The sequence below is a fragment of the Bacillus sp. ISL-18 genome (genome assembly GCF_018613415.1).
GTDB lineage: Bacteria > Bacillota > Bacilli > Bacillales > Cytobacillaceae > Neobacillus.
The window spans coordinates 980,650-994,496 of record NZ_JAGGQG010000002.1; the positions used below are offsets into that span (position 1 = coordinate 980,650).

At 36.8% G+C, this 13,847-nt stretch carries 14 protein-coding genes; 7 read left to right on the forward strand and 7 right to left on the reverse strand.

Annotated elements, in window-relative coordinates; translation table 11 throughout:
• Positions 1-216 precede the first annotated feature (216 nt).
• Positions 217-1,029, forward strand: a complete 813-nt coding sequence (gene modA / locus J7E81_RS04800; protein WP_251028424.1) for a molybdate ABC transporter substrate-binding protein — start codon at positions 217-219, stop codon at positions 1,027-1,029.
• Between the two features lie 78 nt (positions 1,030-1,107).
• Here modA and J7E81_RS04805 read toward each other — a convergent pair whose 3' ends face one another.
• Positions 1,108-1,653, reverse strand: a complete 546-nt coding sequence (locus J7E81_RS04805) for a TetR/AcrR family transcriptional regulator (protein ID WP_215040970.1) — start codon at positions 1,651-1,653, stop codon at positions 1,108-1,110.
• A 242-nt stretch (positions 1,654-1,895) separates the two neighbouring features.
• On the opposite strand from J7E81_RS04805, the gene J7E81_RS04810 reads away from it, so the two are divergent.
• From J7E81_RS04810 to arsC, 4 genes are all read left to right on the forward strand, one after another.
• The gene (locus J7E81_RS04810; RefSeq protein ID WP_215040971.1) at positions 1,896-4,988 is read left to right on the forward strand and encodes an MMPL family transporter; all 3,093 of its coding nucleotides are present in this window, start codon (positions 1,896-1,898) and stop codon (positions 4,986-4,988) included.
• A gap of 293 nt (positions 4,989-5,281) precedes the next feature.
• Positions 5,282-5,629 carry an ArsR/SmtB family transcription factor gene (locus tag J7E81_RS04815; protein WP_215040972.1) on the forward strand — a complete coding sequence of 116 codons (348 nt, stop codon included), beginning with the start codon at positions 5,282-5,284 and terminating at the stop codon, positions 5,627-5,629.
• A 25-nt stretch (positions 5,630-5,654) separates the two neighbouring features.
• Entirely contained in the window at positions 5,655-6,710 is a 1,056-nt protein-coding gene (gene arsB, locus J7E81_RS04820; protein WP_215040973.1) for an ACR3 family arsenite efflux transporter, read from the forward strand.
• A 26-nt stretch (positions 6,711-6,736) separates the two neighbouring features.
• The gene (gene arsC / locus J7E81_RS04825; protein WP_215040974.1) at positions 6,737-7,159 is read left to right on the forward strand and encodes an arsenate reductase (thioredoxin); all 423 of its coding nucleotides are present in this window, start codon (positions 6,737-6,739) and stop codon (positions 7,157-7,159) included.
• A gap of 513 nt (positions 7,160-7,672) precedes the next feature.
• Here the strand turns inward: arsC and J7E81_RS04830 are convergent.
• From J7E81_RS04830 to J7E81_RS04840, 3 genes are all read right to left on the reverse strand, one after another.
• On the reverse strand, positions 7,673-8,155 hold the full coding sequence (locus J7E81_RS04830) for an ArsI/CadI family heavy metal resistance metalloenzyme (protein ID WP_215040975.1): 483 nt from the start codon (positions 8,153-8,155) through the stop codon (positions 7,673-7,675).
• 73 nt (positions 8,156-8,228) lie between these two features.
• Positions 8,229-8,417 (reverse strand): hypothetical protein, encoded by a 189-nt coding sequence (locus J7E81_RS04835; protein ID WP_215040976.1) that lies wholly within the window; start codon positions 8,415-8,417, stop codon positions 8,229-8,231.
• A 185-nt stretch (positions 8,418-8,602) separates the two neighbouring features.
• The gene (locus J7E81_RS04840) at positions 8,603-9,049 is read right to left on the reverse strand and encodes a MarR family winged helix-turn-helix transcriptional regulator (RefSeq protein WP_215040977.1); all 447 of its coding nucleotides are present in this window, start codon (positions 9,047-9,049) and stop codon (positions 8,603-8,605) included.
• Between the two features lie 120 nt (positions 9,050-9,169).
• Between J7E81_RS04840 and J7E81_RS04845 the strand changes: the two genes are divergently transcribed.
• Together J7E81_RS04845 and J7E81_RS04850 are read left to right on the forward strand one after the other, a co-directional pair.
• Positions 9,170-9,679 carry an arsinothricin resistance N-acetyltransferase ArsN1 family A gene (locus J7E81_RS04845; protein WP_215040978.1) on the forward strand — a complete coding sequence of 170 codons (510 nt, stop codon included), beginning with the start codon at positions 9,170-9,172 and terminating at the stop codon, positions 9,677-9,679.
• 151 nt (positions 9,680-9,830) lie between these two features.
• A complete protein-coding gene (locus tag J7E81_RS04850) occupies positions 9,831-10,307 on the forward strand; it encodes a DUF3237 domain-containing protein (RefSeq protein WP_215040979.1) in 477 nt (158 codons plus the stop codon).
• A gap of 119 nt (positions 10,308-10,426) precedes the next feature.
• On the opposite strand, the gene J7E81_RS04855 is transcribed toward J7E81_RS04850, so the two are convergent.
• The 3 genes from J7E81_RS04855 to J7E81_RS04865 are packed head-to-tail and all read right to left on the reverse strand — an operon-like array spanning position 10,427 to position 13,748.
• Positions 10,427-11,764, reverse strand: a complete 1,338-nt coding sequence (locus tag J7E81_RS04855) for an MFS transporter (RefSeq protein WP_215040980.1) — start codon at positions 11,762-11,764, stop codon at positions 10,427-10,429.
• A gap of 50 nt (positions 11,765-11,814) precedes the next feature.
• Positions 11,815-12,810 (reverse strand): amidohydrolase family protein, encoded by a 996-nt coding sequence (locus J7E81_RS04860; protein WP_215040981.1) that lies wholly within the window; start codon positions 12,808-12,810, stop codon positions 11,815-11,817.
• Positions 12,811-12,836: 26 nt separating this feature from the next.
• The gene (locus tag J7E81_RS04865; protein ID WP_215040982.1) at positions 12,837-13,748 is read right to left on the reverse strand and encodes a VOC family protein; all 912 of its coding nucleotides are present in this window, start codon (positions 13,746-13,748) and stop codon (positions 12,837-12,839) included.
• Positions 13,749-13,847 lie beyond the last annotated feature (99 nt).

Consider the following 13,847-nt stretch of genomic DNA (forward strand, 5'->3'; position numbering starts at 1 on the left):
TTTGCTTGCAATAAAAAGGCTGCTGAAAAATTTCAGCAGCCTTTCCTTGACAGAAGATAGATTAAAATTACTGGATAGCCGATCATAATTCGTTTATGTATGGAAAATTATATTAAGCCTGTATTTTAGTTTGACGGAGATGTTTATTCTATTCTTTTTAATTATAACTAATTATAATAAGTTATATCTGATTATAATTAGTTTGGCAGGGAGAGTTTGATGAAAAAATTTAATCTTTTATTTTTCACATTGATGCTATTTGTATTAGCCTTATCTGGATGTTCAACAAAAGAACAAACTAAAAAACCAGAAGAACAGAAACTAACAGCTTCTGAAAAGAAAGTGGAATTGACGGTTTCGGCTGCTGCAAGTTTACAGGAGGCCTTAACTGATATTAAAGCAGACTTTGAGAAGGAACATCCAAATGTAACACTAAACTTTAACTTTGGAGCATCAGGTGCACTGCAACAGCAAATTTCCCAAGGAGCGCCTGTCGACCTGTTCTTTTCTGCTGCTGAGGACAAATTTCAAAAATTAGTACAAGAAGGCCTTATTGAAAAGAAAAGCGGAATAAATTTAGTTGGGAACGATCTTGTCCTAGTAGTACCAAAAGATTCAAAGAAAGGAATGAAAACATTCGAAGACCTAACAAAAGCTGATAAGGTATCAATTGGTACCCCTGAGTCCGTTCCAGCTGGACAATATGGTAAGGAAACATTAGAAAAATTAAATGTTTGGAAATCAGTTGAAGGAAATGTAGTATATGGAAAAGATGTTCGCCAAGTGCTTACATATGTCGAGACGGACAATGTTGACGCAGGAATTGTCTACAAGACGGATGCTTTGACTTCTCAAAAAGTTAAAATTGTTGCAACTGCGATGGAAAACACACACGATCCGATTATTTATCCAGTAGGGGTAATTAAGAATAGTACCCATCCAAAAGAAGCCCAGCTATTCTACGACTATCTTCAAAACGATCAATCGATGAAGACGTTAGAAAAGTATGGATTTAAGGATCTAAAATAATTGGTTACCTATTAGATTGTTATAAGGCCGTTGAGACTGATCTCGGCGGTTTTTTGATTTCTTTAAATATTTTATTGATTAAATCATGTACATCGTTTCTAAGATGCGTATGACTTCTTCAGAAGGAAGTTTCATATCATCATTTATCCATTTTCGAACGATTTCAATCGTTCCTCCTGTTATATACGTAAAAAAATATTCTAATTGAGTCTCATTAGCATGGGGAAACCGCTTTTTTTGTTCTTCCATTGTTCTTACATAGGCAGATTTCAAAATGGTATTTAGCACATTCGAGCCATTTTCTTCATTAAAAATAATTTTACAAAGCTCTATATTTTCAAGTATCAATTTAAAAATATCACTCAGTATATTCTTGATGGATTCATCTCCTGAGATATTAATGGTACTCATCATTTTCTCTGCCATTTCTTCCTCGATCCTTCTCATTAAATCAACCGGATCATTGTAATACGAATAAAAAGTTCCTCGATTAATATCAGCTTCTTTGCAAATATCGGTAACGGTAATTTTATTCAAGTTTTTTTCTTGAAGCAGCTTTAAAAAAGCATTGATGATTACTTTTTTACTATACAATGTTCTTCGGTTTCCTTTTATACCAACCATGTAATGCTCCTCCTAATGATCAATCAAATTTCTTTTCGTGCTGTTTTATTTGAACAAAACAAAATGAATTTGTCTATTTAATAACATGGATATTTAAATTTGCTTATTGTTACTTGTCATTAGATTTAATATACTTTGCTTACGCCATTAAATCAACAAGGTGTTTGAATAATAACTAGTTGTCTTAGTGAGATGTAGGGGTAAATCAATTTCTTATAGACAATCATCAGGGAGGATACAAGGTGAGAAAGATCATTAAAGGCCGTTGGGCTATATTCATCATATGGTTAATTGCAACGATCGTGCTTACGGTGTTTCAGCCAGACATCAATGCCATTTTGCGACAAAAAGGGCAGCAAGGGGCCAATAGCGAAAGCCCTTCAGTCATCGCTGATCATATCTTAAAAAAGATCGATACAGCTAAAGGAACAAACGACCTTATCGTATTTTACGATAAAGATAAAATTTCAAACGATGAAATGAACAAGATCGGTGATGCGGTCAAGGTCATTAGCGACAGCAGCTCCGAACTAGGTATTACTAATATGATCGATCCTTTTAGTATGCCTGATGCCAAAAGCTCTTTAGTTTCTGAAGATGGCACAACTCTTATGGTCAGCTTTAAGCTTGATAAGAAATCAAAAGAAGTGGATGATATTAAAAAAGAACTGGATAGCAAACTCAGTAAAGTACCTGTGGAATACTACCTAAGCGGTGAGGACTTCATCAATAATGATTATTTGAAAGCATCTCAGGGTGGGGTCGAGAAAAGTGCTGCACTGACAGTTATTTTTATCTTAGTCGTATTAATCATCGCGTTTAGATCTGTTGTTACTCCTTTGATATCGTTATTGGCTGTAGCTTTTTCCTATCTATGTTCGATGGGAATTGCCGCTCAGTTAATTGATAAAGCCGGATTTCCGATTACAAGTCTTACGCAAATGCTCCTAATCCTGATTCTGTTTGGGATTGGTACGGATTACAACATTCTTCTTTTTAATCGCTTTAGGGAGGAGCTTTCCCATGGCCACTCTATTGATTATGCGATTGTCACCACCTATAAAACGGCAGGTAAAACGATTGCCTATAGTATACTCACGGTATTTATTGCTTTCCTTGCTCTCGTTTTTGCTGAATCACCAATTTACAAATCCGGTGTGGTCGTGGTAATCGGAGTAACAATACTATTATTGGAAATTTTGACATTAACACCTTTCATTATGAAAGTTTTAGGCCAAAAACTATTCTGGCCTTCCAAAAATGTATTGGGTCATAAGGAAAATAAGTTTTGGGGGAAGACTTCTTCCTATGCAACCAAGCATCCACTTTTACCCGTTCTTATTATTCTGTTGATCATTGGGCCGATGGTGTATTTTCATGAGGAAAAGCTTAACTTTGATACGATTGGAGAACTTGGAAATAAGTATCCTTCTTCTAAAGGCTTTAATTTAGTTGCGGATCATTTTGGTAAAGGTCAGGCCATGCCTGCAACGGTTGTTATTGAAAATAATAAAGCCCTTGATAATAATGAATCACTTGCGGTAGTGGATAACTTAACGGAAAGACTTAAGAGTATGAAAGGGGTTAAGCTGGTTTCTTCAGTCACACAACCTCAGGGTAAGCAAATTGATCATTTTTACGTCGACAGTCAAATGGGGTCCGTTACGGATGGAATTACAAAAACGCAGAATGGTGTCGATCAAATCAATGATGGATTAAAGCTGGCGCAAGAAAAGCTTGGCTCAGCAGACTTTTCTAAGGTTAATCAAATGGTTGATGGGACGGCCAAGCTTCAAGATGGAATGACTGCTTTAACCAATGGATTAAAGCAAATCCAAGCAGGTATTAATGGTGGAGCCAATCAATCACAAACGATCAGCAATGGCTTAGCCACGATCGAAACCAATCTCACAAAGATGAGTAGTGGAGTGGCAGTATTAGCTGATAATTATGGAAAAATGCAGGCTGGTTATAAAGAAATGGGTACTCATTACCAAGGTGCGGCTCAAGCACTTCTTGGTGTAAAAAGTGCTCTCTCACAAATGCAATTAATGGTGGCTGCTTTAGGAAATAGTTATGCAGATTCAGAGAGTGATGCGAATTACCAGGCATTAAAGCAAACGATCAATCAGGTATCATCGTCTTTAAGTCAAATTACTCCTGAAGGAATACAAGCCTTAAATCAAAATTATAATGCCGTAACGGCTGGTTTTGCGACCGCCAATTATAATCTTGCCACCATGGGCAGCGGCTTATCGCAAATGGCAGATGGTTTGAAAAAACTTGAAAGCGGCCTTGGGAAAGCATCAGCTGGAATAGGCACCATTGTTACGAATATGAAAAATGTTTCCGATGGGCTTGGCCAGATGAAATCAGGACAGGAGCAGCTTGTAGCAGGCCTTAATGGTTTCAGTAGCTTTGGACAAAAGCTATCGGATGTGAACAACGGGTTAAAGCAAATTTCTGACGGACTAGGCCAGACGAATGGATTCTTAACGCAATTTAAATCCAATAAAACATTCTTTATTCCGAAAGAAGCGTTAACGGACAAAAACTTTAAGAAATCATTAGATGCGTTCATGTCCAATGATCGAAAAATAACTAAAATGACAATTGTTTTGAAAGCTGATCCTTATTCCAAGGAAGCGTTAAGTACAATCAGTAAAATTAATTCAACCGTTTCGAATGGACTTAAGGGAACAGGCCTTTCAAATGCAAAGTTTGGTGTATCAGGACCAAGTGCTACTACAAACGATATGAACAATATTCTGAGCCGGGATTTAAATAAAACAACAGCGATCGTCATTATCGGAGTATTACTCGTGCTGTTCTTTGTGATCAGATCTTTCTGGATACCGGTTTTCATAACTGGCTCTCTTTTAGGAGCATACTATTCAGCCATGTTCGTGATCAATTATATTTTCATAGATTTATTTGGGTATGAAGGGATATCTTCTTTTGTTCCATTTTTCTCATTCATTATCATTGTTGCCTTAGGAGTGGATTACAGTATATTCCTCATGATGCGCTTTAAGGAATATCCGCAATTGTCGCCAAAAGAGGCGATCGTATTGGCTTCAAGGCAGACAGGCGGGGTCATCATTTCTGCAGTCATCATCCTTGGCGGCACGTTTGCGACACTAATGCCTTCCGGAATACTGCTATTGTTTGAATTGGCAATAGCGGTCATTACAGGCCTCATAGTACTTTGCTTTATCCTGCTGCCTGTCTTTTTGCCAGCGATGATCGCACTTCCAGATGCACTTAGAAGTTTATTTTCTAGAAAAAAGGTGAATGACGTAAGTTTAGGAAAAAGTGATATAAGTGTGAGCTAAACTACAAAAGATTTTGAACTGCAGCGCCAATTGTTAGTCAGTCCTAACAGTTGGAGGTGCAGTTTTTTTATATTTACAGTAACTTTACAATACTAAGCTTGAATGCATGGACAATTCACATTAATATATAAGCAAATAATTATATATTAATTTCCATGACATGTTAAAATAAATCTGCATGTTTTGCTGTTATTTATCTACCTAATTTAGAAAAACACTAAAAGAGATAAAATCATGTACTGTATATAAGTAAATTACTATTTACTTATATACTTGAAGGAGAGGTGTTTTTTATGTCGAAATCAATCGTAGATTTGGAGAGTTCTGCAAACATTTTAAAATTATTAGGGGATAAAACAAGATTAACCATTGTTGCGATTTTGAAACAACGTGAATGCTGTGTTTGTGAGTTTCTTGAAGTGTTCGAAATGAGTCAGCCTTCCATTAGTCAGCATCTTCGAAAATTAAAAGATGCCGGTATGGTTAGGGAAGAACGAAGAGGTCAGTGGATTTACTATTCTCTAAATCAACAAAGCGAGTTATACGGATTAATTGAGGACATTTTGGAACATGTACCTGTACAAACAGAGAAAATTAAAATGATTGAAAAAAGCAATCCCACCCTTCGATGTGGATGTTAGTTTTATTAAATTTAGGAGTGAGAACATGAGTAAGACAGAAAAGAAACGTTTATCGTTCTTGGATCGATACCTAACGCTTTGGATTTTTCTTGCTATGGCAATCGGTATTGGTTTAGGATTTGTCTTTCCGAGATTTGTCGATAGTATGAACAGTTTGCAGGTGGGAACTACTTCGATTCCACTTGCTATTGGCTTAATTTTAATGATGTATTCTCCCTTAGCAAAAGTTCGTTATGAGGAAATAGGGCGAGTATTTAAAAATGTAAAAGTATTGATATTATCCCTTGTACAAAACTGGATCATTGGACCCATTCTTATGTTTTTATTAGCCATTATATTTCTTCCTGATAAACCGGAGTATATGGTTGGTCTTATTATGATTGGTTTAGCTCGTTGTATAGCGATGGTCATTGTCTGGAATGATCTTGCTAAGGGAGATACGGAATATGCCGCAGGTTTAGTGGCATTTAATTCTATATTTCAAATGCTTTTCTTCTCCGTCTATGCGTATGTGTTTGTAACCATTATCCCTAAATGGATAGGAATCCAAGGGGCAGTGGTAAACATTACGATGATCGAAGTGGGGAAATCGGTTTTCATCTATCTTGGAATACCTTTCATAGCTGGTATGGTTACTCGGTTTACGTTGGTAAGGGCTAAAGGCAGACAATGGTATGAAAAAGTGTTTATACCTAAAATCAGTCCCCTTACATTAATTGCGTTACTATTTACGATTATCATCATGTTCTCCTTAAAAGGGGACGCTATCGTGAGCTTGCCATTAGATGTAGTTCGTATCGCCATTCCTTTATTAATTTACTTTGTCATCATGTTCTTTGTTTCCTTTTTTATGGGAAGGAAGATTGGAGCGAACTATCCTGTAACTACAACACTTGCTTTTACTGCTGGAAGTAATAACTTTGAATTAGCGATTGCTGTAGCTGTTGGTGTATTTGGAATCCATTCTGGTGCAGCTTTTGCAGCTGTTATCGGACCACTTGTAGAAGTACCCGTAATGATCGCATTAGTAAACGTGGCCTTATGGTTCAAAAGAAAATATTTTAACGAACAAGCAGCTTAAAACTAATCATAAAGGTGGAAATCAACATGGATAACAAAAAAACAATTTACTTCTTATGTACAGGGAACTCTTGCCGTAGTCAAATGGCAGAAGGTTGGGGGAAAAAGCATTTAAGTGATGAGTGGGAAGTGAAAAGTGCTGGGCTTGAAGCTCATGGATTAAACCCTAATGCCGTAAAAGCCATGAAAGAAGCAGGAATCGATATCTCAACCCAAACATCTGATGTGATTGACCCTGAAATTTTAAACCATGCTGATTTGGTTGTTACGCTTTGCGGACATGCTGCAGAACACTGCCCAGTTACACCTCCACATGTAAAACGAGTGCACTGGGGATTTGATGATCCTGCTAAAGCAGAAGGAACGGAAGAAGAAAAATGGGCATTCTTTCAACGCGTCCGTGATGAAATCGGTGATCGTATTAAGCGATTTGCTGATACAGGTGAGTAAGGCGAATGACTAGCCAGGAATTAATTCTTTTTTTCGTTTAATTTAATAAGCAATTTTTTTTATGTAAATTTAGAGATTCGATTAAAATAAAGAGGTAAAACAAGGGGAGGAAAGGGACATGAAAATCACTGACGAAGCTCGTGATGAATTTAAAAAAATGTTCAAAGAAGAGAATGCAACGAACATTCGTATCTTTTTTGATGGCTTTGGCTGAGGGCAGCCAAGGATAGGACTGGCTCTGGATGAGCCAGAAGCAGACGATATTATCGTCACTTTAAATGAAATAAAAGTGGCAATTGACCCTATTATTGAACCGAACACGGAAGACCTTCTCCTTGATCGCAGTGGAAATGGTCATGGGATTTCTATGATCGGTAATACGGGAAGATGCTGTTAGAAAAGACTTTTACTGGTCTTTTTTTAATTGATCTGTTAGCTCTTGGTCATACATATAATCACTAGAAAAAAGGGTCTCTACCTAAAATGAGACCCTTTGTAGATCATTATAGTATTTCAAGAGCAGCATTTAGTTGTATTTTTGTCCTGAGTAGTTGTTGAACAACACTCCATTTTTTTACCTTTTTGTTCCGGCGTGCAACAAGAAGAAGCATTTTCACTGTTAGCTTCAACATCTGCTTTTGTATAGAAAAACTCCCACTCGTTTCCATCAGGGTCAAGAACCCAAAATTTATCTTGGAGGGCATAGCAGCATGTGGTGTTTAATTCTTCAGATTTTGTACGAATACCGTTTGCTTCGAGTCTATTCTTATGTGCACTAACCTCATCCGTGCTTTCAACCTGAATTCCAAAATGTCCTACTTGATTTCCACTTACTTCATCTCGAAGATTAAGGGTAAAGTTTAATCCTGGTGTTTGAAGAAGAAACTTTGCATAATCTGGTTTTACTTTAACTGGCTCAGCTCCAAAAACGGTACTGTAGAATTCGATGGATTTTTCTAGGTTAGTAACATTAAGACCAACATGCGCGTATTTCATTTCAATTTCCTCCTAATAATGTATTTTGATAAAATATCAATAATATGAACCGAATTTATCATTAAGCAACAGTTTAATAAGCGCAACAGCAGCAATTTGGTTGTACTCTTGATAACTTTCGACCTTCACTCCATTTCTTTAAGGCTTTTTCAAACAATGATTCCTTTTGAAAATTCTCAAATTTCCAAGCATTTCGGGCTGTCATTTCAATTTCCTCTTGACGCAATTTCATAGCTTGATATACTCCATACTCGTTAAACACGATGAATCCCTCCCATTAATTAAAGAACGATAAGATTTAAAACAAAACAAGTAAGCTTGAAAAGCTGGTAAAGTGGAATAGTAAATGGTTCAATGTAAAAATTTATTGATTAAAAAGTAATCCTACCTTTTAATTATTTGCAATTTGCAAGTAATTATTTTTATAAAAAGAGCAAGTATTCTTGCTCAAATTATTGGTTTACAGCAGACAGTAGATTTTGACATTGCTTCATTAAGTAATGTGACCGATTTAATTACCATTTCTTGTTCAAATTCGCTCATATATGAAAATACTTCGTTTAAATATTGATGCATTTCCGCATCAATTTTAGCAGCAACATAATTTCCTTGTGTAGTTAAAGTAAGTAATGAAACACGTCTATCATCAGGAAGAGGCGTTTTTTTAACCAGCTCCATCTTGACTAGAGTTTGAATTTGGCGACTAAAAGTAGTTATATTGATCCCCAGAGTATCAGCAACCTGTTGCATCGAAGGTTTATAATTTCGGAGAATTTCATAAAGGATATGACTCTGTACAAGGGATATTTCAGTCTCACCTATCTGACAACAGTTTTTATTTAAAAGGCCAAATCTCCTAGTCATAACTTGGAACAATTCTCTAATGTTTTCCATTATTTTCACCTCTGATTTATTTATATTATAATTATTTGCAAATTGCAACTAATATTTCTTTTAAAATGGTAAAATTTTTATATAATGGTTATAAGAAAATAAAATCTAGGAGGTAAAGAAATGAAAAATGATGATGAGTATAAAACAAGGCTTGCTTCAATAAATGACCTAAAATCGATTTTACACATTTATAATCAAGGGATTGAGGATAGGGTTGCAACGTTGGAGGAAGACCAAAAAGATATTGGATACATGACAGAATGGTTTAACATCCATAACGGACGTTTTACGGTTATCGTAATCGAAAATAACAATGAAATAGTTGGATGGACTTCATTAAATCCATATTCCAATCGTTGCGCCTATGTTGGTGTTGCCGATTTATCCATTTATATTAGAAGGGATTATAGAGGAAGAGGAGTTGGATCCTTTTTGTTAAAGGAAATCGAGTGTACTGCCATTCGAAATCAATTTAATAAAATTGTTCTATTTACATTACCTTTCAATCACTTGGGGCAGGGTCTTTATAGAAAAAATGGATACAGGGAAGTTGGGGTATTTAAGAACCAAGGTAAATTAGATGGGCGCTTTGTTGATGTAATGATTATGGAAAAAATCCTTATTCCTTAATTAAATTTCATTCGTTTAGGAAGATAGCAAAAGTCAGAAATCCAATGTAATTTAAAGTGTTTCCTTTTATTTAAATAAAAATTTTTTAAACATACACACTACGGATCTATTTCTCGATATATAAATAATACCATAGATGGGGTGTAATTAGATGGAAGATTTTGGTATTGCAGAGTTAGGATTAGAAGAAGTATTCAGCATTAATATTGTCGTTGATAAACCTATTGTTGTAGGTGAAGATCATATTGTTGGCAGACGGCAATTAATTCCGATTTTATCTGGCGAAGTACACGGGAACGGTTTTAAAGGAACGGTTTTGCCAGGTGGTGTGGATAGCCAAATTATTCGTCCAGATGGTAAGTGTGAACTTTCAGCTAGATATGCCATTCAATTAGAGGATGGCACTGCCATTTATATTGAAAACAATGGAATACGTACAGTACCGAAAGAGTATGTAGAAGATGTAAAGGCTGGTAAGTTTGTTGACGCTAGCGTCTATTATTTCCGGACTACTCCAACTTTTGAAACATATAGTGACAATTATAAATGGATGATGAATTGCATTTTTGTGTGTTATGCTACTAGATTGCCAGAGAATGTACTATTAAAGTTCTTTCAGGTTACCTGATAAATTTTGCGTAAATATCATTTGAAAAAGCTAGAAGGTTCACTAGGGAGAGTGAACCTTCTAGCTTTTTTCAGGAGTTTTTAGAATTTTTGTTAAAATAATTTAATGGTACCTTCGGTTTAAGTAAATTGTTCAGTTTGATCTTCATGGATCGTTAACGAGCTTAATTTATTATTTGTCAGATAAATAACAAACGCGGCAATTGCCCCAGGTATTGCAAAGGCAATAAAATTAAATTGAATGGATGTGCCTGAAGAGAGTAATATCCCTCCAACCGTTGGACCAACAATGGCACCAATACGTCCAATTCCAAGTGCCCAGCCTAATCCAGTAGAGCGCATCGAAATAGGGTAGTATTGTGATACATAGGAGTTAGCTATATTTTGTGTGCCAATCGTCGCCGCACCCGCAAGCGCTACCAATAGATACAATAAAAACATATTATGCGCATATCCCAAGCACATAATGGTTAGTGCAGCAAGACTATAGAATAGAATGAGGATTCGTTTTGCGCCCCAGGTATCTGCTAACCATCCCATAACGAAAGCACCAATGGTAGCACCAATATTTAATGCCAGTAGGAAGCTTAAACTTGAACCAAGCGGAAATCCAGCTGTCGTCATTAATTTTGGAAGCCATGTGTTTAAACCATAAACCATTAAAAGGGACATAAAAAACGCAATCCAAAATAGAATGGTAGATATCCCTCTGCGTTCTTTAAATAAGGTAAAGACAGGGAAGGAAGATTTAGTAGAACTATTGATCGTGAGTTGTTCACCATAATCCGGGCTGTAAAGTGGATTTAGTTTTCCAAGAATCTCCTTTGTTTTTGTAATTTCTTTTCTTGCCAGATGTGACCCGATTGTGTCGGGTAAGTAACGTATCATAAAGGGAATAAATAAGAGTGGCAGGCCGGCGAAGAAAAAAACAGATTGCCAGCCAAAGTTAGGTACTAAGACAATGCTAAGGGTAGCAGCAATCATTCCCCCGATTGAATATCCAGCCATCATTATGGACACCATTCGGCTGCGAAGAGCTTTAGGTGAATATTCACTAATAAGTGCAATGACATTTGGCATTACGCCGCCAAGCCCCAAACCGGTAATAAACCGACATAGCCCGAAGGCTCCTGGACTGGTAGTTAAAGCTGTGAGGATCATAAATATACTAAAAATGCACACACAGATCAAGATGACTTTTTTTCTGCCTAATTTATCAGCAAGCGTCCCAAAAATCATCGCACCAAACATCATTCCGAATAAGGCATAACTACCAAGAACGCCCGCCTCAATAGGTGAAATATTCCAATTTTTCATAAGAACAGGTACAACGGCCCCATAAACGGTTAAGTCAAAGCCATCAAAAATCATTAAAAATGAACACCATAAAAGTATCATCAGATGATACTTATTAAACTTTGCCTGGTCGATTAACTGTTGCGTATTCGTAATCTTCATAATTTCCCCCCTATATATTCCTTCCCGCACGACTCCTTAACACTATTACTCTACTTTTCTAAAAAGCGTAAAGCGTTTCCTCCTAACATAGCCATTTTTATTTCTGGACTCACATCTTCAAGTTCTAAAATTGCTCTTCCAGGAGGGGTTTCTCTGATGATAAAGGGGTCATCTGAGCCCATTAATAGATTTTCATAGCCAATCAAATCAATTAGATATTTCGTATTGACCTTGTCATAAACTAATACATCATAATAAAATTTATTGGCATAAAAACTAGGCGGATTTTCTGTTTTTCTTAATGCCGACCATGAGTTCCAGCCAGTATCTACTCGTGGGAGAATATAAGGGAATGCCCCGCCTCCATGCGCCAGGCAAATTTTAATCGCTGGAAACTTATCAAAAATTCCGGACCACACCAATCTAGTTGCCGTGAGCGCTAATTCCATTGGCATTCCTACCGTAATGCTAAGGTTATCGTTCATTGTGCGTTCCTTTCCTATCATTTCATAGGGATGGATAAATAGTGGAACGTTCCATTGTGATGCTTTCTCAAAAAAGGGTAAAAAACTAGGGTCATCTAACCCTTTACCATTCACATTAGAGCCTATTTCAAGGCCGCTTAACTTAAGCTGTCGGATACACCTCTCCATTTCAAGGATGGCAGCGTCAACATCTTGAAGTGGAACGGTTCCAAGCCCTAAAAAGTGGTTGGGATGCTCTCTAATAACATTTGCAATAAAGTTATTCTGCCATCTAGCAAATTCGACAGCCCCTTGTATAGGTGCCCAGTAACATAGAGTTACTGGGATAGGGGATAGAACCTGTAGATCGATTCCTTCTGCCTGCATTTTTTCGATTCGCTTAGACGGATCCCAAGTTTCTTTTGATATTTTTCTAAAAACGTTTCCTTGAACCATTATATTGGCTGTATCTTCAACCAATTTCTTGATCCATGGCCATCGATCACCTTCAAATGAATTTGAAAAATCTGGAATATCGAATGGGATAATATGAGTGTGAAAGTCAATTCGCTTTTCGGTCATTGTTTTTGCTCTCCAATTCCGGGGTTTTATCCGATTTTACCGATTGAACCAAACCTTGGATCTGGAGTCCCTCCCCACATATCTAATGTTTCAAGAGTCGGTTGCAGAACCCTTGGCTGGCGTGGAGCTCCTTCAGGAAACTCTTCCATTCCTTGGCTGTATTCTAATGTTAATCCATCAGGATCTAAGTAATATAAAAATAGACTGCCAGATGGGGCGTGTCGGCCTGGACCGAATACGATTGGTACATTATTTTCTACTAACCGTTTTTGACTAATTCCTAAGTCATCGATTGCCTCGATTTGGAAGGAAATATGATTAAGCTTTCGCTCTTTTCCACGATTAATCGCGAACGAATGATGTAATGGATTTGGAAAGGCCCTCAACCATGCCCAGCCAATTTGGTCGCCAGAAACGTCCGATATTTTGAAGTTTAATGTTTCTGTTAAAAACTTATATAGGTCATCAAAGTCTTGATCTTCAACCTCTAGGACAGCGTGGCCTAACTGAGTAATATTCACTGGTTTGGAGTTGATTGGTTTGGAGGTAAACGGAAATTCAAATTGCTCAATATCAGAAAATAATTCAAATGTGACCCCGGATGTAGGCTCGGTAAAGCGAATCGTACGACTTTGATGGAGTGATTCTACTTCTAAATCATCGACCTCCTGCCAGTTTACTCCCGCTTTAGTAATCCGATCAATGGCAATGTCGAGCTGGTTTTCGTCTTCCACCTCAAAGGCAACTCGTTTTAATCCAGGATGTTGAGAGGGATAAAGAACTAGATTATGATGGTCATTGCTGCATCTAAAATAGGCGATTTTATTTGGGATTAATTCTACCAGTTCAAGACCAACAATATCTCGGTAAAATTGAGCTGATTTGTTCACATCGGTAACGTTTAATGCTACATATCCTAATTTTTTATAACGAATCATACAAAACTCTCCTTCTCTATAAATATATTTTTTTTTAAAATCTACCTAAATTTTGACCTCCTTATTTATTTTAATAAAACGCTTACATCCTAAAATGGG